Here is a 22976-nt window from a genome sequence, read left to right as displayed (position 1 = left end):
CCCACATTTGATCTGTGGCGATGCTTAATTCGAGGTCTTGGCCATCTGCCGATCCGACGCTCGCCAGATCAATCGCGTGGTGTCATAGCCCTGCTGACGCGCCTTGCTCAGCAGTTCTTCACGCACCACACCGTTGACGGTCGGCGTGCGCGACAGCAGCCACATGTACTTGCGACTCGGGTCGCCGACGATGGCGGTCTTGTAGTCATCGCTGACGTACAGCACCCAGTATTCGCCTTTCGCCACACCCGGTATCAGACGCGAGAACCAGGTATCGAACTCGACCCACAATTTGTCGGTCTTGCCCGGCACTTGTGGATAAGCCGTGCCCTTCACTTCTTCCCACTGCCATTGCGGGGTCAGGCAGCGATTGAGCACCGCGACGTTGCCGTCAGGCTTGAGGGTGTAATGCGCTTCGGATTGCGCGCAGTCGCGCTGGAAGTACATCGGCAAACGCGCCAGCTCATACCAGGTCCCTTGGTAACGCTTGAGATTGACGCTGTTGACGGTCTTCGGCGCCAACGGATCTACGCCGGAAGTGGCGCAGCCGGCCAGTACCAGGCCGGCAAAAAGGACAAGCAATAACCGCTTCATTTTTCTTCTCCGTGGGCGCGAGGCCCCGGTTTACTTCAGGCCTTGGCCGGAAAACATCAGCACTTTGTCACCGGCGTACTGCACGCTGATAAAGCTGTTTTTGTCGCCCCAGGTGCAACTGGACATGCCGAGCGCGCCCGAGCAATCAGTCGGTTTGCCCAACAAGGTCTCAACTTCGGTCTTGGCCATGCCGGCCGAGAGCTTCGAGTAGTTTTCCTGATTGATCTTGCCGCAGGCGGCCAACAGCACGCAGAACGACAAAAGGGCGATAGATCGCAGCGACATGGTGTAACTCCTGGAACGGAAGGGGGATGGCATGGGGCCAACCAGAAGCTTAGAAGAGAAAAGTGGTGTCTGGTTCCCTCCCGAGGCGCCTATTTATTGCTCCGCTCGTCTGGCTTTTGCCGATAAATCAGACACTTTGTCGCGCTTTTGAGCATTTCGTCGCAATTCGCATAAAAGGCCTAATCTTTGGCGCGGCCCGGTCGAAACAAGAGCAGCGCAAAGCCTCCCTGTGTGGCAAATTGCCGCCCTTTCTTGATCAGCCCCTTCGCGGTAGCTCATTCGATGACCAGAAACATGAAATTCAGCCACAAGATTTTGTTGGCTGCCGCCCTCGTGGTGGCCGTTGCGTTCGCCTGTTTCATTTTCTTCAACGACTATCGACAGCGCGAAGCGCTGAGCACCAGCACCGAAGCGTCGATGCAGGAACTGGGCAGCCTGACCACCAGCAACATCCAGACCTGGCTGGAGAGTCGCATTCAATTGCTGCAATCGCTGTCGCAGCAAGTGGTAGTCGACGGCAATGCTCCGGCCAGCCTCAAACGCATCATCGACCTGCCCGCCTACACCGGTAATTTCCAGCTCAGCTACTTCGGTGGTGCCGACGGCGTGATGTTCTCCGTGCCGGCCGGCAACCGCGCGCCGGATTACGACCCGCGCGCACGCGGCTGGTATAAAGCGGCGAACAGCGCGCAGCAGACTATCGTCACCGAACCGTACATCGCCGCCTCCTCGGGCAAACTGGTGATCACCGTCGCCACCCCGGTGCAGCGTCAGGGCCAGATGCTCGGCGTCGCCGGTGCCGACATCGACCTGACCAGCGTCAGCGCGATCATCAACTCGCTGAACTTCGGCGGTCACGGTCACGCGTTCATCGTCAGTGCCGACGGCAAGATCCTGATTCACCCGGACAGCAAACTGGTGCTCAAGACCCTCGCCGAGGCCTACCCGAACGGTGCGCCGAAAGTCACTCCGGGCCTGAAGGAAGTCGAGTTCGACGGCAAGACGCAGTTGATCTCTTTCACCCACGTCAACGGTGTGCCATCTGCCGACTGGTACGTGGCGCTGGTGCTCGATAAAGAAACCGCGTTCGCCATGCTCAGCGAATTCCGCACCTCGGCACTGATCGCCATGGTCATCGCCGTAGTGATCATCATCGCCCTGCTCGGCATGCTCATCCGCGTGTTGATGCAGCCGCTGCTGACCATGGGTCGCGCCATGCATGACATCGCCGAAGGTGAAGGCGATCTGACCAAACGTCTGGTGATCCACGGCAACGATGAATTCGGCGCGCTGGGCACTTCGTTCAACCGTTTTGTTGAGCGCATCCACACCTCGATCCGCGAAGTGTCCTCGGCCACCGGCCAGGTCAACGAAGTCGCCCTGCGCGTGGTCGCGGCGTCGAACTCGTCGATGTACAACTCGGATCAGCAAGCCACCCGCACCAACAGCGTCGCCGCCGCGATCAATCAGCTCGGCGCCGCCGCGCAGGAAATCGCCCAGAACGCCGCCCTCGCCTCGCAGCATTCCAGCGATGCGCGCAGCCTCGCGGTGGACGGTCAGCAGGTGGTGGATAAAACCATTTCGGCCATGCAACAGCTGTCGGCGAAGATCAGCGACTCCTGCGGCAACATCGAAACGCTGAACGCCAACACGGTGAACATCGGCCAGATCCTCGAAGTGATCACCAGCATCTCGCAGCAAACCAACTTGCTCGCGCTCAACGCCGCGATCGAAGCAGCGCGTGCCGGTGAAGCCGGGCGTGGTTTCGCCGTGGTTGCGGATGAAGTGCGCAATCTGGCGCACCGCACTCAGGACTCGGCGCAGCAAGTGCAGAAGATGATCGAAGAACTGCAGGTCGGCGCACGTCAGGCGGTCAGCATCATGACCGAGAGCCAGCGCGAGAGCGAAAGCAGCGTCGGCATCGCCAATCAGGCTGGTGAGCGCTTGGGCAGCGTGACTCAGCGTATCGGTGAGATCGACGGGATGAACCAGTCGGTGGCGACCGCGACTGAAGAGCAGACCGCTGTGGTCGAGTCGATCAATGTCGATATCAACGAGATCAACACGCTGAATCAGGAAGGTGTGGAGAACCTGCAGGCGACGTTGCGGGTTTGCTCGGATCTGGAGCAGCAGGCGGCGCGGTTGAAGCAATTGGTGGGTAGTTTCCGCATTTAAGATCAAGGGCTTTACCCCCTCACCCCAGCCCTCTCCCCCAGGGGGGGCGAGGGGGAAAGGGAGCAGATCTTCGCGCTGTTCAAACCTGAGTTCGACTCGATATCTCAGGTCGATGTATCAAGCCCAGACACCTCGGTCAGTCCCCTCTCCCTCCGGGAGAGGGCTAGGGTGAGGGCAAGCCCTTAGAACCTTGACCCAGGTTCGGAAAGAAACACCAACTCCTCCACCGTAGACTCCCGCCCCAACACCGCATTGCGATGCGGAAACCGGCCAAACCGCGCGATCACTTTCTGATGCCGTTCGGCATAATCCAGGTTATCGGCAAACACCGCCCGTTCACCTTCCGGCTGTTCAGCCACCAGTTCGATAAACCTGGAAACGGCTTCGTTCTGCACCGCGAGGTTTTCGCAGTGTTCGAACACCAGATAAATGAACACTCGCTGGATCGGTTTCAACTGCCGATCAAAATCCGCGGCAATGCCTTGGGCGACGAGTTTCTGCGCGCGCAGATCACCGGAAAATGCTTTGGGGGTGTCGCGAAAGATCATTCGCGGCAGTTGATCGAGCAGTAACACCAGCGCCAGCCAACCTTCGGGACGTTGCGTCCACTCGGTCAATTCGCCAGCCAGGGCCTGATCGACAAAGACCCCGAAACGCGTCTGCGCTTCGAGGTCTTGGCTGTCTCGCTTACCGAACCATAACTTGCCCTTGTCAGCCGAAATGTCGTCCGGGGATTCGGCATGTCCGAACCACCAATCGAGCAACGGCTGCCAGGGCGCGGTCATGGTTTATTCCTTGTGGTAGGCCGTCGCGCGTGCGACTTCTTCTTTCGAGCCGAGGAACACCGCTACGCGCTGGTGCAGGCCTTCAGGCTGGATGTCGAGGATGCGCTGGTGACCGTCGGTGGACGCGCCGCCCGCTTGTTCCACCAGGAACGACATCGGGTTGGCTTCGTACATCAGACGCAGTTTGCCTGGTTTGGATGGCTCACGGCTGTCGCGCGGGTACATGAACAGACCGCCACGGGTCAGAATGCGGTGTACGTCGGCAACCATCGCCGCGACCCAACGCATGTTGTAGTTCTTTTTCAGCGGACCTTCTTCACCGGCCAGCAACTCGCCAACGTAACGTTGTACCGGGGCTTCCCAGTGACGCTGGTTGGACATGTTAATGGCGAATTCCTGGGTCGATTCAGGAATGGTGATGTCTTCGTGAGTCAGCACGAAGCTGCCCATTTCGCGATCCAGGGTGAAGCCTTTAACGCCGTCGCCGAGGGTCAGCACCAGCATGGTTTGCGGGCCGTAGATTGCGTAACCGGCGGCAACTTGCTGAGTGCCTGGCTGCAGGAACGCTTTCTCGTTCAGCGGCTCGTTCTGGCTCAGGTATTCGTTCGGGCAACGCAGTACGGAGAAGATGGTGCCGACCGGGGCGTTGATGTCGATGTTCGACGAGCCGTCCAGTGGGTCGAATACCAGCAGGTACGCGCCTTTCGGGTATTTGCCCGGGATCTGATAGGCATTGTCCATTTCTTCGGACGCCATGCCGGCCAGGTGACCGCCCCATTCGTTGGCTTCGAGCAGGATCTCGTTGGAGATCACGTCGAGTTTCTTCTGCACTTCGCCTTGGACGTTTTCAGTGCCCATGCTGCCCAGAACACCACCCAGGGCGCCTTTGGACACGGCGTGGCTGATTTCTTTGCAAGCACGCGCGACCACTTCGATCAGGAAACGCAGATCGGCAGGAGTGTTATTGCTGCGGGTCTGCTCAATCAAATAGCGACTCAGGGTAACGCGGGACATGGACGGCTCCGGTGGAATGGGGGGCTAAAAACCCGCGCAGTTTACAGGGAGTCTGAAACCGTAGCGAGCGAAGACGCCCGGTAACGTGCGTTGGGGTGTAATTGCCTGCATGAGACGTGATTGTCGGTGGAGAGTTCAGGTAGCGGATTTAGCGTAGTCCGAAATCCGACGAAGGCTGAGCGGTTTGGGGTATGTATTGATTGAGAGACCGCTTTCGCGAGCAAGCCCGCTCCCACATTGGATCTGCGTCGTTCACAAATCCAGTGTGGGAGCGGGCTTGCTCGCGAATGGCGCGCAGCGCCAGCCATTCTCAGTTGCTGGTTGGCGGTTTACGCAACAAACTAAACGCCATCGCCCCCAAAAACACCACACTCAGCAACAACACCGCCCACAACCCAATCTTCTTCCAATTGGTCTCCGCCACAGCCGCCGTCGTGGCCGTCGAAGTCTGCGTCGCCACCACTTCCCCCCCAACCACAGCCTTACCCAGCCCCACCAACTTCTCCGGTTTGAAATCCGGAATCAGCGTCGCCAACGGCAGATTCGCCGTTTTCACCGTCGCATTGCCCACCGCCAGACTGTACGGCCCCTCGCCGCGCGCAAGGAAAATCACCTGGGTCGCGCGCACCGCATATTTCAAACTCGGCGCCTGCTCACCCAAACCACCGCCGCGCTCATCCACCGTCAACTTCAACTGCTGCACGGTTTGCCCGTAGAGCTGCAATTCGTTCTGCACCACGTCCTGGCCATTCTGCGTCAGGCGATACAGCAAACCGTTGCTCAGTTCCTGCCACGGCAAGCTGCTTTCGCGGCGCCCGGCCAGTGTCACCGGCGCCAGACTGTTCGGTTGTTTCAGCTCGACCTGCACGCGCTCGACGTTCAGCCCCATGGGCAACTGCCAGCTGTACTCGCCAGCCTTGGTGCTGCTGCCAGACAACGCTTGCGACCAGACCAACGGCAGCGGAACGTTGCGCGGATCGCTGCTTTTCAACTGTGCCGAGGTGATGGTCGGCGCCGAACTCGGCGAATCCCACAACAGGCGCAAATAGCGCGCGGATTGCCCCGGCAGCGTCACTTCATGCTGCTCGATGCGCTCATCGGAAAACGTCAGGCGCGCGACCTGCCCCTCGCCCCACGCCTGCCAGTGCTGCAAGTCATCACTGGCTTCGATGCTGAAACGCTGAAAGCCATCGCGCTCGCTGGTCCAGTCGAGGATCAACTGCTGCAACGGCGCCTTGATCGCGCTGGCATCGAGCAGCCAACCGCGCAGCACTTCCTCGCCCGCCTCCAACTGACTCGACGGCTGCACTTCGACCAGCGTGCCGTTGGTGGTCGACTGCACGCGCACGTTCGGCACGTGTTCATTCGAATCGGCGGCGTTGTACAGCGGGAACCACTTCACCTCGTGCAACTGACCGTCATCGCGGGTCTGTGCCGATTCGCGCGCCAAGGCGTACGCCTGCGCTTCGCCGGCGGCGTTGAACACGCGCAGGTCACTGAGATCGGTCTGGCGCGCCTGCAATTGCACATTCAGCGGCAGTTCGAGGCGATACCACGGCCCGTCGCCGCTGACCGACAGCGGCACTTGCGTGGCGAAGTCCGCCGGTTTTTCCTGGGCGCCGGCAGCCATCACCACGCCCAACGCCAACCAACCCAGATTCAGCATGCGACTCAAGATGAAACTCCTTCGGTGTCCGGGGCCGGTTTGTCCGCCGCCGGGTCAGCATCGACGCGTTTGGGCGGCAGCGGCGCGAAATAGCCGACCACCAGCAGCAACACGCCCACGCCGATAAACGAGACGATCCGGGCGAGGCCGCCACGGTTGCTCAATTCGACAAAAATCAGTTTGGCCACGACCAGCGCAATCAACGCCGCGCCGATCAGCCACACTTCGCGACGATGACGCAGATGCCCGCCGATCATCAGCCCCAGCGCCATCAGCGTCCAGACGATGGACAAGCCCGCCTGCACCAGCATCGAAGCGAGCAGCGTATCCAGCTCAAACGGAATCCCCGCCCAATGGTGCGCGGCGCGGGTGACCAACGCCGTGCAGAAGGCGAACAGCGAAACCCCGGCGATCAATTGCGTCGCGTATTCGGCGTAGTCCTGACGAATCGACAGCTGCGAAACCGCACTGCGCGACCACACATAAACGCCGAACAGCGCGAACAACAAACCCAACTCTAAGGGGTTGAGCAGCGGCACGTACGGCAACGGTTCGGCATTGCCATCGCTGACGCCATTCGCCAGCCAGAACCACGCGAGCATCAGCACCGCCAACGGCGCAGCGGCGTAAAAGCGGTACTCGCGGGCAAACGCTGCGACCGGCCACGGCCAGGCGCGCGGCGCCGCCGCCATCAGCAAATACAGGCTCGGCAGAATCGCCCAGCCCAACCAGCGCCAGGCGTTGTATTGCTCGGACAACAACAGCAGGCCGTAGCGCAATTCCAGCGCCAGCACGCCGATCAATAGCCAGCAGCCGAGCACATGCGCGGTGCTCAAAGCGCGCGCCGGCAACATCGGCGCCAAGCGGCGCAGACTGAAGAAATGCACGGCGAACACCGCTGCCCACGCCAGCCAACCGAAATCGGCCGCCGGGTGATAACGCGAATGCCAGGCAGCGAGCAACACCAGCCCCGCCGCCGGAATCAGCAAGGTGCAAAGCAAACCCAGCGCCGGCCATTTCAGGCGCAGCGACAACACCGTCCACAACGCCACGCTCACCGCTGCAACCAACAGCAGCAACGTGCCTTGCAGATTCGGCGTAGCAAAACGCAGCACTTCACTGACCCACGCCAGCGCCCACCAACCCGCGCCCCACACCAGCAAAACTTCGGACAAACGCTGCAAACTCAACGCATCGAATGCCGAAGCGTGATTGCCCAGTTGCAGGCGCCACGCACCGATCATCGCGGCCAGCCCCAGCACCAGCGGCGTCCAGAATCCGCCGTGGGCCAGCGGTTTCAGTCCTTCGCTGGACAGCGGCCCGAGCAGTTCGGGGCCAGCGAACAGAAACGCCGCGCCACCGATCACTTGCAACAGCAGTCCAAAAACAAAACTCACGCGCTGCTTGAGGTACAGGCTCAGCCAGATAATCAACAAACCACTCGCGGCCCACACCGCGCTCGCGGTCTGCCACGGCAGCACGAACAGCACCGCCAGATTGATCAGCACCAGACCGGCCAGCAACACCACCGACAAACCGCGCAGCAGGCGTACATCGCTGCGCACCATTTCATCGCGAGCCGCCAACAGCATGCCGGCGATCAACGCCAGACCAATCAGCGAAGCACTGAGCAAACCGCTCCAACCGGCGCTGAACACCGCCGCTGAATCCTCGCCCGCGCCTTGCAGACGCAAGAGGAACAAAGCGCCGCCGAGCAATTGCACGGCAAACGCGGTGAACAGGAACGTGCGCGACTGAATCCGCAGGCCGACGAACAACGTCACCAACCCGGCCAGCGCCCAACTGATCGCCGAGCCCTGCGTGAAGAAAAACAGCGGCGCCAGCAGGTAGAGGAAGGTCAGGCCCAGACAGGCCAGCACTGGCAGGCCTTGGCGCTCCCATGGCGAAGTCTGCTCCGCCGAGGCCTTGCGCAGTTGATAAAAGCTGAACAGCAAAGCGCTGCCGAGCATCAACGCGCCGAGCGGAGCACCGTCGAGCAGGCTGCTTTCGCCAACCCGCAACTGACTGAGAAACGCCAACGCCGAGCCCAGTTGCAGCAGCAACGCGAACGCCCGCGCAAACGGTCGATGCTGACGCAGACCGAGCCAGAAAATCCCCGCCCCCTCCACGGCCCACGCCGCCGAGGTCCAGCGAGCATCCAGCCCCAGCGGAATCGCCAGACTGGCGAAAATCACCCCGAGCGCCAGACAGGTTTCGCCCAGCAACGCCGCGCGGCCACCCATCAACACCTTGGCCAGCGCCATGTAAATCATGCCGAGCGCCAGCGCGCTGAACGCGGCGGCGAATTCCAGATGCTGCACCAACGCGAACTGCAATCCGAAACCAATGATCGGCGGGCCGAACAGCATCGTCCCGTCGACGTAGTCGCCCTTGCGCGCCGACCAGTGCAGCAAGGCATCACGGTCGCCGTCCGCCGGGGCATCGGGCACGTCGAGCAATTTGCGTCGGGCAAACAACAGGCCGATGCCGAGGTACATCAGGAAGAACAGAATCAGAAACGGCTCGGTGCTCCACAACAGCTCCGGCGCATACGAACGCAGGCCCCAGGCGAAACCGATGCCGAAGGTGCCGACGAAGCCGATCAGGTTGAGCAGGCGCCAGGCCTTGAACCAGGCGATGGCGAGAATGCCGGCGTTGAGCAACGCGAAATAACTGAACAGCGCGACGTGGTTACCGGCGCCGGTCGAGGTCAGGATCGGCGCGGCGAAACCGCCCAACGCGGCTGCGGCAGCCAGGCCCAGCGCATCCTGGGTGATCGCCAGAATCGCCGAGAACACCGTGACCGCGACCAGCAAGCCCAGCGCGGCAGAAGGATCGAGCAGCGGATGCAGACGCATCGCCGCAAATACCGTCAGGTACAACACCGCGATCCCGGTGCCTTGCAGCATCAATGCGTAATTACTGTTGCGATTGCGTAGCCACCAGCCCAGCGCGAGCAAGCCCAGCGCGGCGGCTGCGACACCGGCGTAACGCAACTCGATCGGCACGACCATGCCTTCGGTGGCGTAACGCAGCAGGAACGCCAGACCGAAAAACAACAACACCACGCCGACGCGCAGCACGGTGTTGCCGCCGAACAGCCAATTGCGCGCGGCACTGATGCCGCGCTCGATGAGGTTCGGGCCACGGGGTTCGGCGGGTTTTTGTGGTTCGGGAGTAACGGCGTCGAGATTCCAGACATCGGCAGGCAGCGGTTGGCTGGTTTCGCTGGCGACGGCGGAAATCGGTTCGAGTTCGGGTGGCAGCTCCCAGACCAATTCAGGGGCTGGGGCTTCTTCGACGGTTTTGATGGGGTCTGCGACTAGCTCGGCAACCGGTGCTGCACTCGGTGATGGTGCGGCACGAACCGGCGCGCCTTCCAGCAGAAACAGCCGCTGCTCGACGCCCTGCAACGCGACCTTCGCCTGTTCAAGTTGCTGCTGTTGCTCTGCCGCTTGCGAGCCAAGCCGCGCGATGCGCAGCGTCTGCCCGATCACCAGCCCCAGCAACGCGCCCAACAGCGCATCACTGAACGACTCGTCGAGCAGCCAGCCGAGCACCAGCCCGATCAACATGAACATCCATTGCATGGTCGATATCCCTAAGCGCGAAGGCCAATCCGGGAAGATTAGCGCAGCCTGACCCAAAAAGATCGCAGCCTGCGGCAGCTCCTACAGGGTTATGCGAACACCTGTGTAGGAGCTGCCGCAGGCTGCGATCTTTTCTGGCGCGCGATTATATCGAGCCGAGCGCAAAGTTACTCCAGTGCTTTCCAGATCTCCGTGGCGTACTCACGAATCGTCCGGTCTGACGAGAACCAGCCCATCCGCGCCGTGTTGAGCACCGCCGAGCGCCACCAGTTGTTGCTGTCGTGCCAATGCGCTTCGACGCGTTTCTGCGCTTCCCAGTACGAGTCGAAATCGGCGCAGACCAGGAAGCGGTCGTAATCCACCAGCGAGTCGATCAACCCGGTGTAGCGCGAAGTATCGTCCGGCGAGAACACCCCACTGCGGATCGCTTGCAGCACATCGTTCAGACGATGCGACGCGGCGATGTCCGGCAAGGCGCTGAACTCGTGGTTCTGTTTACGCGCTTCCACCTGCTGCGCGCTGAGACCAAAGATAAACATGTGCTCGGCCCCGATGCGCTCGCACATTTCCACGTTGGCGCCGTCCAGCGTGCCGATGGTCAGCGCGCCGTTGAGGCCGAACTTCATGTTGCTGGTACCCGACGCCTCGAAACCGGCAGTGGAAATCTGCTCGGACAAGTCCGCCGCCGGAATAATGCTCTCCGCCAGACTGACGTTGTAGTTGGGCAGGAACACCACTTTCAGCAGGCCACGCACCGTCGGATCGTTATTCACCACCCGCGCAATGTCGTTGGTCAGTTTGATGATCAGTTTGGCCTGGTGATAACTCGCCGCCGCTTTACCGGCGAAGATTTTCACCCGTGGCACCCAGTCGACTTCCGGCTCGGCGCGAATCGCCTGATACAACGCTACGGTGTGCAGCAGGTTGAGCAACTGGCGTTTGTATTCGTGGATCCGTTTGACCTGCACGTCGAACATCGCCGCCGGATTGACGGCAATGCCCAAGCGTTCATGAATCAGATAAGCCAGCGCTTTTTTGCTGTGCAGGCGCTGTTCGGCGAAGGCTTTGCGGAACGCAGGCTTCTCGGCGAACGGTTCAAGATCGAGCAAGCGCTCTTCCGCGTTATCCAGCAGATCCGGGCCCAATGCGTCGACCAGCATCGAAGTCAGTTCCGAGTTGGCCTGATACAGCCAGCGACGGAAAGTAATGCCGTTGGTTTTGTTGTTGATCCGCTCCGGGTAGAGCTTGTGCAGTTCGGCGAACACGGTTTTACGCATCAGCTGCGTGTGCAATCCGGATACACCGTTGACGCTGTGCGAACCGAGGAACGCGAGGTTGCCCATGCGCACGCGGCGACCGTTGTCTTCTTCGATCAGCGACACGGCGCGGAGCACGTCGAAATCGTGAATGCCTTTGGCCCGCAGCGAATCGATGTGCTGGGCGTTGATCAGGTAAATGATCTGCATGTGCCGTGGCAGCATGCGTTCCATCAGGCCCACCGGCCAGGTTTCCAGCGCTTCCGGCAACAACGTGTGGTTGGTGTACGACAGCGTATCGACCGTCACTTGCCACGCCGCGTCCCACGCCACGTCGTAGACGTCGACCAGTTGTCGCATCAGTTCGGCGACGGCAATCGAAGGGTGGGTGTCGTTGAGCTGGATCGCCGCGTGATCGCCCAGGGTCAGCACCGAGGTGTGCATGTTGCGATGGCGACGCAGCAGATCCTGCAACGAGGCGGCGACGAAGAAGTATTCCTGACGCAGGCGCAGCTCTTGCCCTGCTTCGGTGCTGTCTGCCGGGTAGAGCACGCGCGAGATACTTTCGGCGCGGGCAACCTCGGCGACGGCGCCCAAGTGGTCACCGGCGTTGAAGCGCTCCAGGTGCAAATCTTCCATGGCGCGGGCACGCCACAGACGCAGCGTATTAACGCTTGCCCCGCGCCAGCCGACCACCGGCGTGTCGTAAGCGATCGCGCGGACAGTTTCTGCCGGCGACCAGACTTGTTTGGATTTGCCGGAAGCGTCGGTGACGGTTTCGACACTACCGCCGAAGCCGATGGAGTAGACGACCTCTGGCCGCTCAAACTCCCACGGGTTGCCGAAATCCAGCCAGTGTTCGGTCTGCTCCTGTTGCCAGCCATCGACGATAGCCTGACGGAACAAACCGTGTTCATAACGAATGCCGTAACCGTGGCCGGCGATGCCGAGGGTCGACATGCTTTCCATAAAGCACGCTGCCAGACGACCGAGGCCGCCGTTGCCGAGCGCCGCGTCGGGCTCCAGCAAGCGAATGCGTTCCAGATCGACACCGAGTTCGGTCAACGCTTCACGGGCGACGTCGAGCAGGCCAAGGTTGCTCAGGCTGTCGTAGAGCAAACGGCCGATGAGGAACTCCAGCGAGAGGTAATACACCCGCTTCTGGCCTTTGCGGTAGATCTGCCGGGTGTGATCCATCCAGTGCTCGACCATGTGATCGCGCGCAGCCAAAGCGATGGCTTCGAACCAGTCATGGTCGAAGGCGTGATCAGGGTCTTTGCCCACCGCGTAGGTGAGTTTGGTCAGGACGGCATCGCGGAATGCGGCCACCTCTGCTTCGCGAACTAGTGGTTCTTGAGTCATCAATGGGACCTCGAGCGAGCGGGAATTGTCTGAGCCTAGACGGTCTGACCGACGGTGAGGGCTCTGGTTCGGCAGTATTTCCTGAGACGGTGAGATGGCCCGGCATAACCCTGGCGGCTGGGCTAATGAATGCAGGGGCCGTGCCGAATTGTCCGGCAATGTGCCTGCATCGAGAAAAAATCTGGCGAAAGGTTGTTCAAAAATCCACCAGTCCCGGTATGATCGCGCGCCCTGATGCACACACGCCTGGTAACTCCCGATGATGAAGCCCAACCTGATTGCCGCCGCCGAGATCGATCGTCTCGATACGTGGGCAAAATATTCAGCCCCGATGTGCGGTTCTTGCATATCCAGCTGCTGCACGCTGCCGGTTGAGGTGAAAATCAAGGATCTGGTGCGCATCGGTGTGGTCGACGAGTTCGAACTCGGTGACCCGCCGAAGAACATCGCCAAGCGTTTACAGAAGGAAGGCCTGGTTGAACGCTTCAATCAGAAGTCCGGCATCTTCACCCTGCAGCGCATGAGCAACAACGATTGCTACTACCTGGATCGTAAGAGCCGCCTGTGCACCATTTATGACAAGCGTCCGGATACCTGCCGCAATCACCCGAAGATCGGGCCACGGCCGGGGTATTGCGCGTACAAGCCGAAGGAAGTGGTGCGCGAGCAGAATTTCCGCGCGATCGAGAAGTTCTGATCTGACCTGAGATTTTCGGCGGCTATCGGCCGCCTTCGCGAGCAAGCCCGCTCCCACACTAGATCTTCAGTGAACACTCATTTTGTGTACACCAGAGATCCACTGTGGGAGCGGGCTTGCTCGCGAAGAGGCCAGCAAAAACACCACACAAATCCCGGACAAACAAAAACGCCCCCGGTCTCGCGACCGGGGGCGTTTTCATTCAGCCTGAACTAATGACTCAGTTCTTGGCTTTCTTGGCAGCGCGGGTACGCTCGCTTTCGTCCAGGATCTTCTTGCGAAGACGGATGGACTTAGGAGTAACTTCGCACAGCTCGTCTTCCTGGATGTATTCCAGAGCCTGTTCCAGAGTGAACTTCACTGGTGGAACCAGAGCGATGGTTTCGTCTTTACCCGAAGCACGCATGTTGTCGAGCTTCTTGCCCTTGGTAGGGTTAACGCCCAGGTCGTTGTCACGGCTGTTCTGACCAACGATTTGACCGTTGTAGATCTCTTGACCGTGTTCTACGAACAGCTTGCCACGAGCCTGCAGGGTTTCCAGCGAGTAGGTCAGTGCCTTACCGGTTTCAACCGAAACCAGAACGCCGTTCTGACGGCCGGACATGTGGCCCGACTTGACGGTGTCGTAACGATCGAAGATCGAGGTCAGGATGCCAGCACCGTTGGTCAGGGTCAGGAACTGGTTACGGAAACCGATCAGACCGCGAGCAGGGATGTTGTATTCCAGACGAACACGGCCCTTACCATCCGGAACCATGTTGGTCAGGTCGCCTTTACGCAGACCCATCTCTTCCATGACCTTGCCCTGCGAATCTTCAGGGATGTCGATGGTTACGTTTTCGAACGGTTCTTGTTTAACGCCGTTCACTTCACGAATGATCACTTCCGGACGGCCCAGGGCCAGCTCGAAGCCTTCGCGACGCATGGTTTCGATCAGTACCGAGAGGTGCAGCTCACCACGGCCGGAAACCTTGAACTTGTCAGCCGAGTCGCCTTCTTCAACGCGCAGTGCAACGTTGTACAGCAGCTCTTTGTCCAGACGATCCTTGATGTTACGGGAGGTCACGAACTTGCCTTCTTTACCGCAGAATGGCGAGTCGTTTACCTGGAAGGTCATCGAAACGGTTGGCTCGTCAACGGTCAGAGGCTTCATCGCCTCAACAGTCAGCGGGTCGCACAGGGTGTCGGAGATGAACAGCGATTCCATACCGCTGATGCAAACGATGTCGCCTGCTGCAGCTTCTTCAACGTCGATACGGTGCAGACCGTGGTGACCCATCAGCTTCAGGATACGACCGTTGCGACGCTTGCCGTCGGCACCGATAGCCACAACCGGGGTGTTCGGCTTGACGCGACCACGAGCGATACGGCCAACGCCGATAACACCCAGGAAGCTGTTGTAGTCCAGTGCGGAGATCTGCATCTGGAACGCGCCTTCACGGTCGACTTTAGGGGCCGGAACGTGATCGACAACCGCTTGGTACAGCGGGGTCATGTCTTCAGCCATGTCGGTGTGATCCAGACCGGCAATGCCGTTCAGGGCCGAGGCGTAAACAACCTGGAAGTCCAGTTGTTCTTCGGAAGCACCGAGGTTGTCGAACAGGTCGAAGATCTGATCCAGAACCCAGTCCGGACGCGCGCCTGGACGGTCAACCTTGTTGATGACCACGATTGGACGCAGGCCGGCTTCGAAAGCCTTCTTGGTCACGAAACGGGTTTGCGGCATAGGGCCGTCTTGAGCGTCAACCAGCAGCAGAACGGAGTCAACCATCGACATTACGCGTTCAACTTCGCCGCCGAAGTCGGCGTGGCCCGGGGTGTCCACGATGTTGATGTGGTAGCCGTTCCAGTTGATGGCGGTGTTTTTCGCCAGAATGGTAATACCGCGCTCTTTTTCCTGGTCGTTGGAGTCCATCACGCGCTCGTCGTTGAGCTCGTTGCGCTCCAGAGTGCCGGATTGACGCAGGAGTTTGTCTACCAGGGTGGTTTTACCATGGTCAACGTGGGCAATGATGGCGATGTTACGTAGATTTTCGATCACTTGTGTATCTCGATCAGAGGATTCGGTTTGCTGACAAGTCTTGGCAGCGATTAGCAGTAGTGTCCGGCATGGCCGTTACAGCTTGACGGCGGTGTCGGGGGGCCGGTGACGCAGGCCACAGGCAAACAGCCCCGGGCACTTAGCTCGGTCGATAAACGCGCACATTGGCATGCCCCTCACTGAGCAAATGGTGAGCATGCAGGCGACTCATCACGCCTTTGTCGCAATACAGCAGGTACTGGCGAGTCGGATCCAGCTCCTTGAAACGAGCGTTCACTGCGTAGAACGGCATCGTCTGTACTTCTACGCCAGCGAGTTCCAGCGGCTCATCCTCGGCGGCATCCGGGTGACGGATGTCGATCACGATCTGGCCGGCCAGTGCTTCGCTGACTTCTTCAATCTGTACGTCCTGGCCCAATTCGTCGATCACGCGATCGATCGGCACCAGTTTGGCGTTTTCGAGCGCACGCTCGAGCACCGCCATGTCGAATTCTTTCTCTTCGTGCTCAACGCGACCGCGTTTGGCGGCGGTCTTCGGGTTGACCGAAATGACCCCGCAGTATTCCGGCATGTGCCGGGCGAAATCGGCGGTGCCGATTTCATTGGCCGTGTCGATGATGTCCTGCTTGTGCGCCACGATCAGCGGGCGCAGGACAAGCTTGTCGGTCACACAGTCGATCACCGACAGGTTCGGCAACGTCTGGCTCGACACCTGGGAAATCGCTTCGCCGGTGACCAGCGCTTCGATCTGCAGGCGGTCGGCGATGTTGGACGCCGCGCGCAACATCATACGCTTCAATACGACGCCCATATGACTGTTATCGACTTTGCCGAGAATTTCGCCGAGAACTTCTTCGAACGGAACACTGACAAATAGCACGCGTTGCGAGCTGCCGTACTTCTTCCAGATGAAATGCGCGACTTCCATAACGCCCAATTCATGGGCGCGACCGCCCAGATTGAAGAAACAGAAGTGGGTCATCAGGCCGCGACGAATGATCTGGTAGGCCGCAACGGTCGAGTCAAAGCCGCCGGACATCAATACCAGCGTCTGCTCAAGGGCGCCGAGCGGGTAACCGCCGATGCCGTTGTGCTGGCTGTGAATCACAAACAACCGTTTGTCGCGAACTTCGATACGGACTTCGATTTCCGGCGATTTCAGGTCAATCCCGGCAGCGCCGCACTCGCGACGCAGCTTGCTGCCGACGTATTTTTCCACGTCCATCGAGCTGAACGCGTGCTTGCCGGCACGCTTGCAACGCACCGAAAAGATCTTCCCGGCCAGCGCATCGCCGTAGTGCTCTTTGCACTTCTCGGTGATGTCGTCGAAGTCGCCCAGCGGGTACTCGTCGATCTGCAGAAAGTGCGCGATGCCCGGCATGCAGGTCAGGCGCTCACCCATCTCTTTCAAGGCTTTGGCGTCGGTAATGCGGGTTTCCAGCTCGAGATTGTCCCACACACCGTTCACCACCACGGCCGGGTCCAGGTCGCGGAGCACGGTGCGGATGTTCTTGGCCAACTGGCGGATGAATTTCGTCCGGACAGGTCGGCTTTTGATGGTGATCTCGGGGAAGACTTTTACGATTAGTTTCATGAAAACAGCGCGCGAACGGCCAGCCGAAAAAGGGGGGCGCGGATTATAGCGGAAATTGCTCAAGGTTTAACCAGTTAATGTGCAGAAGGTTTTGTCTGCACCAAAACGGGTCATTTTCGATTGGGGACGCTACATTAGGGGGCGAGATTTGCAGCATTAAGACGCTTTGCACCTTAATAAGCGTGAATTTGGGGCAAAAAACCCATGCTGGGGCACTGGCATGCAATTTGCTCCCTTGTGAGGCAGGTTGCCTTGGCAGAGTATTCGCGCCGGCATCACCCACATTTAAGGGCATCCACTACCAAGCCCGAAGCCACCCGGAGGACATATGTCGAAGACGGTTCAACTCATCAAAGATCATGACGTCAAGTGGATTGATCTGCGCTTCACGGACACCAAAGGTACTCAGCACCACGTGACCATGCCGGCTCGCGATGCTTTGGACGACGACTTCTTCGAAGTCGGCAAAATGTTCGACGGCTCCTCCATCGCTGGCTGGAAAGGCATCGAAGCCTCCGACATGATCCTGATGCCGGTTGACGAAACTGCCGTTCTCGACCCGTTCACCGAAGACGCCACCCTGATCCTGGTGTGCGACATCATCGAACCTTCGAGCATGCAAGGCTACGACCGCGACCCACGTGCGATCGCCAAGCGCGCCGAAGAACACCTGAAAGCCACCGGTATCGGTGACACCGTATTCGCCGGTCCAGAGCCAGAATTCTTCATCTTTGACTCGGTGAAATTCAAGTCGGACATCTCCGGCTCGATGTTCAAGATCTACTCCGAGCAAGGTTCGTGGATGTCCGACCAGGACATCGAAGGCGGCAACAAGGGTCACCGTCCAGGCGTCAAAGGCGGCTACTTCCCGGTTCCACCGTTCGACCACGACCACGAAATCCGTACCTCCATGTGCAACGCACTGGAAGAAATGGGCCTGACCGTTGAAGTTCACCACCACGAAGTGGCGACTGCCGGCCAGAACGAAATCGGCGTCAAGTTCAACACCCTGGTGAAGAAAGCCGACGAAACCCAAACCCTGAAGTACGTTGTACACAACGTTGCTGACGCTTACGGCCGCACCGCGACCTTCATGCCGAAGCCACTGTACGGCGACAACGGTTCGGGCATGCACGTACACATGTCGATCTGGAAAGACGGCAAAAACACCTTCGCAGGTGAAGGCTATGCCGGCCTGTCCGATACCGCTCTGTACTTCATCGGCGGCATCATCAAACACGGTAAGGCCCTGAACGGCTTCACCAACCCGGCGACCAACTCGTACAAGCGTCTGGTACCAGGCTTCGAAGCTCCGGTCATGCTGGCCTACTCGGCTCGCAACCGTTCCGCTTCGATCCGTATTCCTTACGTGTCGAGCCCGAAAGCCCGCCGTATCGAAGCCCGCTTCCCGGATCCGGCTGCCAACCCGTACCTGGCCTTCGCAGCACTGCTGATGGCTGGTCTGGACGGTATCCAGAACAAGATCCACCCTGGCGACGCTGCTGACAAAAACCTGTACGACCTGCCGCCTGAAGAGGCGAAAGAGATCCCACAAGTTTGCGGCAGCCTGAAAGAAGCCCTGGAAGAGCTGGACAAGGGCCGCGCGTTCCTGACCAAGGGCGGCGTATTCTCCGACGACTTCATCGACGCTTACATCGCGCTGAAATCGGAAGAAGAAATCAAGGTTCGTACCTTCGTACACCCACTGGAATATGAGCTGTACTACAGCTGCTGATCCGGTAGCGCCGCGTTCCGTGGCGTGAGTAAAAGAGGCCTCCTTCGGGAGGCCTTTTTATTGCAGATCAAAAGATCGCAGCCTTCGGCAGCTCCTACATCGATCCCTGTAGGAGCTGCCGAAGGCTGCGATCTTTTGACTTTGCTTTTCAATTCCAATTGTTAACAGCTTGGGCCTCTCGCCCACCCTGACCTATGCTGCACCCCATCGCTTTCAATCCCGGTCGATTTCATGGGTCGCACCTTTCTCTACATTCTATTGTTGATCGCCCTGCCCGCCGCCGCGCAGATCTACAAGTACACCGATGCCAACGGCAACACCGTCTACAGCGATCACTCGCCGGACGGCGTACAGGCGCAGCCCGTGGAGTTGCCGCCGCTCAATCGCGTCGAGCCGCAAGCGCCGAGCGCACCCCCTGCGCCCGTCAGCGACAACCGTGAACCTCAGCGCAACGCCTACGACATCCTCGAACTCGCCGGGCTGCCCACCGAAGAAGCCCTGCGCGCGAACAACGGCACCTTCACCGTCAACGTGCTGATCAAGCCACGCCTGCAACCGCCGCATCAATTAAGGCTGGTACTCGATGACGAACCCTACGGCCAGCCAAGCAATGTGCCGATCCTGCAATTGGTCAACGTCGATCGCGGCGAGCATCGCCTCGCCGTGCAGGTCATCGACGGTCAGACGATCATTCAACAGAGCCCGCCCGTCGCCCTCAGCGTACAACGGGTGCACATACCATGATCCGCGCGTGGCTGATCGTCGCGATGGCGCTGGTGGCACTGCAGGCCTCAGCCGAGGTGTTCACTTACATTGATTCGCAAGGTAACCGCGTCTACACCGATCAACCGCGCAGCAACGCCAAGCGCGTACCGATCGCGACCAGCAATCGCATGTCCGCCAATCCAACCGCTGCCGCACCGATCACCACCGCAAAAAAATCCCCGGAACAACCACCCTTCCACTACGACATGCTGCGCATTCTGGTGCCCGAACCCGATGCGACGATTCGCAGCAGCGCCGGCGAAATCATCGTCAGCGTCACCAGCGAACCCGGTCTGCAACGTGGTCACCGCTATCGCCTATTACTGGACGGCCAGGCCACCGGCGAACCCGGCCTGAGCCCTGTGTTCCCGCTGAACAACATTGATCGCGGCAGCCACAATCTCTCGGTTGAAATTCTCGATTTGGAGGGCCGCACCGTTGAACGCACCGCCAACCAGCCTTTCCACATGTTGCGCATTTCCCTCGCGCAGAAGCGCCAGGTCAAACCCTGCGTCGCCGACGACTACGGCGTACGTCCGGAATGCCCCTTGAAAGACAAACCGCCCGAGCCGAAAAACCCCTTCCTGCGTTTCTTCTAACGCCGTTCAGCTTTGCGCACTATATTGGTGCAATAGCCTGCACCGTACTCACATTCCAACCCATTTTGGTTCGAAACTACCCGCGAGAGCTGGCCCAGTGCCACGTAAACGAGCGTCAAACGCCTGTTTCAGGGGTTAAGCGCTTCTTTTCAGAGCCTTGGTTTGTTTTTTGCATTTTGCCGATACCGACGCTTGCTTGTTGCGCACGCTCCGCCCCCAAAAGAGGCTCCGATGACCATTAGCGACGCAATCCACCGTTTGCTGCTCGACAACCTGACCACCGCCACCATCCTGCTCGACGCCGAATTGCGCCTCGAGTACATGAACCCGGCGGCGGAGATGCTGCTCGCCATCAGCGGGCAGCGTAGCCATGGGCAATTCATCAGCGAGCTGTTCACAGAATCCACCGAAGCGCTGAATTCGTTGCGCCAAGCGGTAGAGCAGGCGCACCCGTTTACCAAGCGCGAAGCGATGCTCACTGCCCTCACCGGCCAGACCTTGACCGTGGATTACGCGGTGACGCCGATCCTCAGTAACGGCGCGACCATGCTCCTGCTGGAAGTGCATCCGCGTGATCGCCTGCTGCGGATCACCAAGGAAGAGGCGCAAATTTCCAAACAGGAAACCAGCAAAATGCTGGTACGCGGCCTCGCCCACGAAATCAAGAATCCGCTGGGCGGCATCCGTGGCGCTGCGCAGTTGCTCGCCCGCGAACTGCCCGAAGAAAGCCTGCGCGATTACACCAACGTGATCATTGAAGAGGCCGATCGCCTGCGCAATCTGGTCGACCGCATGCTCGGCTCGAACAAGTTGCCGTCGCTGGCGATGTGCAACATTCACGAAGTGCTGGAACGCGTCTGCCATCTGGTCGAAGCGGAAAGTCAGGGCTGCATCACCTTGGTGCGCGATTACGACCCAAGCATTCCCGACGTGTTGATCGACCGCGAACAAATGATTCAGGCGGTATTGAACATCGTGCGCAACGCGATGCAGGCGATCAGCAGCCAGAACGAGCTGCGTCTGGGCCGCATCAGCCTGCGCACCCGCGCCATGCGCCAGTTCACCATCGGCCACGTCCGCCATCGTCTGGTGACCAAGATCGAGATCATCGACAACGGCCCGGGGATCCCCGCGGAACTTCAAGAAACCATTTTCTTTCCCATGGTCAGCGGACGCCCGGACGGTACCGGACTCGGCCTGGCCATTACCCAGAACATCATCAGCCAGCACCAGGGCCTGATCGAGTGTGATAGCCATCCAGGCCACACCACCTTCTCGATCTTTCTGCCACTGGAACAAGGAGCCACATCGACATGAGCCGTAGTGAAACCGTGTGGATCGTCGATGACGACCGTTCTATCCGTTGGGTTCTGGAAAAGGCCTTGCAGCAAGAAGGCATGACCACCCAGAGCTTCGACAGCGCCGATGGCGTGATGAGTCGGCTGGCCCGTCAGCAGCCTGACGTGATCATTTCCGACATCCGTATGCCGGGGGCCAGCGGTCTGGATCTGTTGGCGCGGATTCGCGAGCAGCACCCACGGTTGCCGGTCATCATCATGACCGCTCACTCCGATCTGGACAGCGCTGTCGCCTCGTATCAGGGCGGCGCGTTCGAGTACCTGCCGAAGCCGTTCGACGTTGATGAAGCGGTGTCGCTGGTCAAACGTGCCAACCAGCACGCGCAAGAACAGCAAGGCCTGGAAGTCGTACCGGCGCTGACCCGCACCCCGGAAATCATCGGCGAAGCGCCAGCGATGCAGGAAGTGTTTCGCGCCATCGGGCGCTTAAGCCACTCCAACATCACCGTGCTGATCAACGGCGAATCCGGCACCGGTAAAGAACTGGTCGCCCACGCCCTGCACCGCCACAGCCCACGCGCGGCTTCGCCATTTATCGCGCTGAACATGGCGGCGATTCCCAAGGATCTGATGGAATCCGAGCTGTTCGGCCATGAGAAAGGCGCCTTCACCGGTGCGGCGAATTTGCGTCGCGGCCGCTTTGAACAGGCTGACGGCGGCACGCTGTTCCTCGATGAAATCGGCGACATGCCGGCGGATACGCAAACCCGTTTGCTGCGGGTTCTGGCCGATGGCGAGTTCTATCGCGTTGGCGGCCATGTGCCGGTCAAGGTCGATGTGCGCATCATCGCCGCGACGCACCAGAATCTGGAAACCCTGGTGCACGCTGGCAAATTCCGTGAGGACTTGTTCCATCGCCTCAACGTGATCCGCATCCACATCCCGCGCCTGTCGGATCGTCGTGAAGACATTCCGACCCTGGCCAAACACTTCCTCAGCCGCGCCGCGCAAGAACTGGCGGTCGAGCCGAAGCTGCTGAAAAGCGAGACCGAGGAATACCTGAAAAACCTGCCGTGGGGCGGCAACGTGCGTCAGTTGGAGAACACCTGCCGCTGGATCACGGTGATGGCGTCCGGACGCGAAGTGCACATCAGCGACCTGCCGCCGGAACTGCTGAACCTGCCGCAGGACTCGGCGCCGGTGACCAATTGGGAACAGGCGCTGCGTCAGTGGGCCGATCAGGCGTTGGCGCGTGGTCAGTCGAGTTTGCTCGACAGTGCGGTTCCGGCGTTTGAACGGATCATGATCGAGACCGCGTTGAAGCACACGGCCGGACGTCGCCGTGATGCGGCGGTGTTGCTGGGTTGGGGGCGTAACACCCTGACGCGCAAGATCAAGGAATTGGGGATGAAGGTTGATGGGGCGGATGAGGATGAGGGGGATGAGGGTTAAACCCCAAGTTCTTCGCTGAACGTCAGACCAATCGCGAGCAGGCTCACTCCTACAGTTGGAATGCGCTC

The 22976-nt window shown here is 59.8% G+C and carries 16 protein-coding genes and 1 pseudogene; 8 read left to right on the top strand and 9 right to left on the bottom strand.

What is annotated here, in order from left to right:
- Positions 1 to 24: 24 nt before the first annotated feature.
- Both KFS80_RS10930 and KFS80_RS10925 read right to left on the bottom strand, forming a co-directional pair.
- Positions 25 to 594: a lipocalin family protein gene (locus KFS80_RS10930; protein WP_159811596.1), complete on the bottom strand. Its 570-nt coding sequence runs from the start codon at positions 592 to 594 to the stop codon at positions 25 to 27.
- A 30-nt stretch (positions 595 to 624) separates the two neighbouring features.
- Positions 625 to 879, bottom strand: a complete 255-nt coding sequence (locus KFS80_RS10925) for a hypothetical protein (RefSeq protein WP_053116610.1) — start codon at positions 877 to 879, stop codon at positions 625 to 627.
- 282 nt (positions 880 to 1161) lie between these two features.
- Between KFS80_RS10925 and KFS80_RS27290 the strand changes: the two are divergent.
- Positions 1162 to 2196: pseudogene (locus KFS80_RS27290) on the top strand (HAMP domain-containing protein); the annotation flags it as partial.
- Positions 2197 to 2289: 93 nt separating this feature from the next.
- Positions 2290 to 3054 (top strand): methyl-accepting chemotaxis protein, encoded by a 765-nt coding sequence (locus KFS80_RS27285; protein WP_420851038.1) that lies wholly within the window; start codon positions 2290 to 2292, stop codon positions 3052 to 3054.
- 182 nt (positions 3055 to 3236) lie between these two features.
- Here the strand turns inward: KFS80_RS27285 and KFS80_RS10915 are convergent, their stop codons facing one another.
- From KFS80_RS10915 to KFS80_RS10895, 5 genes are all read right to left on the bottom strand, one after another.
- On the bottom strand, positions 3237 to 3839 hold the full coding sequence (locus KFS80_RS10915; RefSeq protein ID WP_212544801.1) for a DUF924 family protein: 603 nt from the start codon (positions 3837 to 3839) through the stop codon (positions 3237 to 3239).
- A gap of 3 nt (positions 3840 to 3842) precedes the next feature.
- Entirely contained in the window at positions 3843 to 4853 is a 1011-nt protein-coding gene (locus tag KFS80_RS10910; protein ID WP_007909265.1) for a class 1 fructose-bisphosphatase, read from the bottom strand.
- A gap of 310 nt (positions 4854 to 5163) precedes the next feature.
- The gene (locus KFS80_RS10905) at positions 5164 to 6528 is read right to left on the bottom strand and encodes a DUF3999 domain-containing protein (protein ID WP_212544800.1); all 1365 of its coding nucleotides are present in this window, start codon (positions 6526 to 6528) and stop codon (positions 5164 to 5166) included.
- Positions 6525 to 10109: a DUF2339 domain-containing protein gene (locus KFS80_RS10900; RefSeq protein ID WP_212544799.1), complete on the bottom strand. Its 3585-nt coding sequence runs from the start codon at positions 10107 to 10109 to the stop codon at positions 6525 to 6527. The genes KFS80_RS10905 and KFS80_RS10900 overlap by 4 nt, the downstream gene beginning before the upstream one ends.
- 167 nt (positions 10110 to 10276) lie before the next feature.
- Positions 10277 to 12727, bottom strand: coding sequence for a glycogen/starch/alpha-glucan phosphorylase (locus KFS80_RS10895; RefSeq protein ID WP_212544798.1), 2451 nt, complete (start codon positions 12725 to 12727; stop codon positions 10277 to 10279).
- 259 nt (positions 12728 to 12986) lie between these two features.
- On the opposite strand from KFS80_RS10895, the gene KFS80_RS10890 reads away from it, so the two are divergent.
- Positions 12987 to 13424 carry a YkgJ family cysteine cluster protein gene (locus KFS80_RS10890; protein WP_008080573.1) on the top strand — a complete coding sequence of 146 codons (438 nt, stop codon included), beginning with the start codon at positions 12987 to 12989 and terminating at the stop codon, positions 13422 to 13424.
- A 220-nt stretch (positions 13425 to 13644) separates the two neighbouring features.
- Here the strand turns inward: KFS80_RS10890 and typA are convergent, their stop codons facing one another.
- Positions 13645 to 15465, bottom strand: a complete 1821-nt coding sequence (typA, locus tag KFS80_RS10885) for a translational GTPase TypA (protein ID WP_053116604.1) — start codon at positions 15463 to 15465, stop codon at positions 13645 to 13647.
- A 139-nt stretch (positions 15466 to 15604) separates the two neighbouring features.
- On the bottom strand, positions 15605 to 17059 hold the full coding sequence (gene thiI, locus KFS80_RS10880) for a tRNA uracil 4-sulfurtransferase ThiI (RefSeq protein WP_159815527.1): 1455 nt from the start codon (positions 17057 to 17059) through the stop codon (positions 15605 to 15607).
- A 328-nt stretch (positions 17060 to 17387) separates the two neighbouring features.
- Between thiI and glnA the strand changes: the two genes are divergently transcribed.
- From glnA to ntrC, 5 genes are all read left to right on the top strand, one after another.
- Entirely contained in the window at positions 17388 to 18794 is a 1407-nt protein-coding gene (gene glnA, locus KFS80_RS10875; protein WP_008080570.1) for a type I glutamate--ammonia ligase, read from the top strand.
- A 231-nt stretch (positions 18795 to 19025) separates the two neighbouring features.
- Entirely contained in the window at positions 19026 to 19538 is a 513-nt protein-coding gene (locus tag KFS80_RS10870; protein ID WP_212544797.1) for a DUF4124 domain-containing protein, read from the top strand.
- A complete protein-coding gene (locus KFS80_RS10865; protein WP_212544796.1) occupies positions 19535 to 20158 on the top strand; it encodes a DUF4124 domain-containing protein in 624 nt (207 codons plus the stop codon). The genes KFS80_RS10870 and KFS80_RS10865 overlap by 4 nt, the downstream gene beginning before the upstream one ends.
- A gap of 231 nt (positions 20159 to 20389) precedes the next feature.
- The gene (glnL, locus tag KFS80_RS10860) at positions 20390 to 21475 is read left to right on the top strand and encodes a nitrogen regulation protein NR(II) (RefSeq protein ID WP_053116600.1); all 1086 of its coding nucleotides are present in this window, start codon (positions 20390 to 20392) and stop codon (positions 21473 to 21475) included.
- Entirely contained in the window at positions 21472 to 22908 is a 1437-nt protein-coding gene (ntrC, locus tag KFS80_RS10855) for a nitrogen regulation protein NR(I) (protein WP_053116599.1), read from the top strand. The genes glnL and ntrC overlap by 4 nt, the downstream gene beginning before the upstream one ends.
- Positions 22909 to 22976: the final 68 nt, after the last annotated feature.

This window comes from Pseudomonas rustica (assembly GCF_018336155.1).
GTDB classification, from domain to species: domain Bacteria; phylum Pseudomonadota; class Gammaproteobacteria; order Pseudomonadales; family Pseudomonadaceae; genus Aquipseudomonas; species Aquipseudomonas rustica.
Note: the sequence above shows the minus strand (reverse complement) of the source record. Positions and strands in the feature narration are given on the sequence as shown.

Coding starts and splice junctions, on each gene's coding strand:
- KFS80_RS10930 (WP_159811596.1), bottom strand. CDS start 594: ATGAAGCGGTTATTGCTTGTCCTTTTTGCCGGCCTGGTACTGGCCGGC.
- KFS80_RS10925 (WP_053116610.1), bottom strand. CDS start 879: ATGTCGCTGCGATCTATCGCCCTTTTGTCGTTCTGCGTGCTGTTGGCC.
- KFS80_RS27285 (WP_420851038.1), top strand. CDS start 2,290: ATGTACAACTCGGATCAGCAAGCCACCCGCACCAACAGCGTCGCCGCC.
- KFS80_RS10915 (WP_212544801.1), bottom strand. CDS start 3,839: ATGACCGCGCCCTGGCAGCCGTTGCTCGATTGGTGGTTCGGACATGCC.
- KFS80_RS10910 (WP_007909265.1), bottom strand. CDS start 4,853: ATGTCCCGCGTTACCCTGAGTCGCTATTTGATTGAGCAGACCCGCAGC.
- KFS80_RS10900 (WP_212544799.1), bottom strand. CDS start 10,109: ATGCAATGGATGTTCATGTTGATCGGGCTGGTGCTCGGCTGGCTGCTC.
- KFS80_RS10895 (WP_212544798.1), bottom strand. CDS start 12,727: ATGACTCAAGAACCACTAGTTCGCGAAGCAGAGGTGGCCGCATTCCGC.
- KFS80_RS10890 (WP_008080573.1), top strand. CDS start 12,987: ATGATGAAGCCCAACCTGATTGCCGCCGCCGAGATCGATCGTCTCGAT.
- thiI (WP_159815527.1), bottom strand. CDS start 17,059: ATGAAACTAATCGTAAAAGTCTTCCCCGAGATCACCATCAAAAGCCGA.
- glnA (WP_008080570.1), top strand. CDS start 17,388: ATGTCGAAGACGGTTCAACTCATCAAAGATCATGACGTCAAGTGGATT.
- KFS80_RS10870 (WP_212544797.1), top strand. CDS start 19,026: ATGGGTCGCACCTTTCTCTACATTCTATTGTTGATCGCCCTGCCCGCC.
- KFS80_RS10865 (WP_212544796.1), top strand. CDS start 19,535: ATGATCCGCGCGTGGCTGATCGTCGCGATGGCGCTGGTGGCACTGCAG.
- glnL (WP_053116600.1), top strand. CDS start 20,390: ATGACCATTAGCGACGCAATCCACCGTTTGCTGCTCGACAACCTGACC.
- ntrC (WP_053116599.1), top strand. CDS start 21,472: ATGAGCCGTAGTGAAACCGTGTGGATCGTCGATGACGACCGTTCTATC.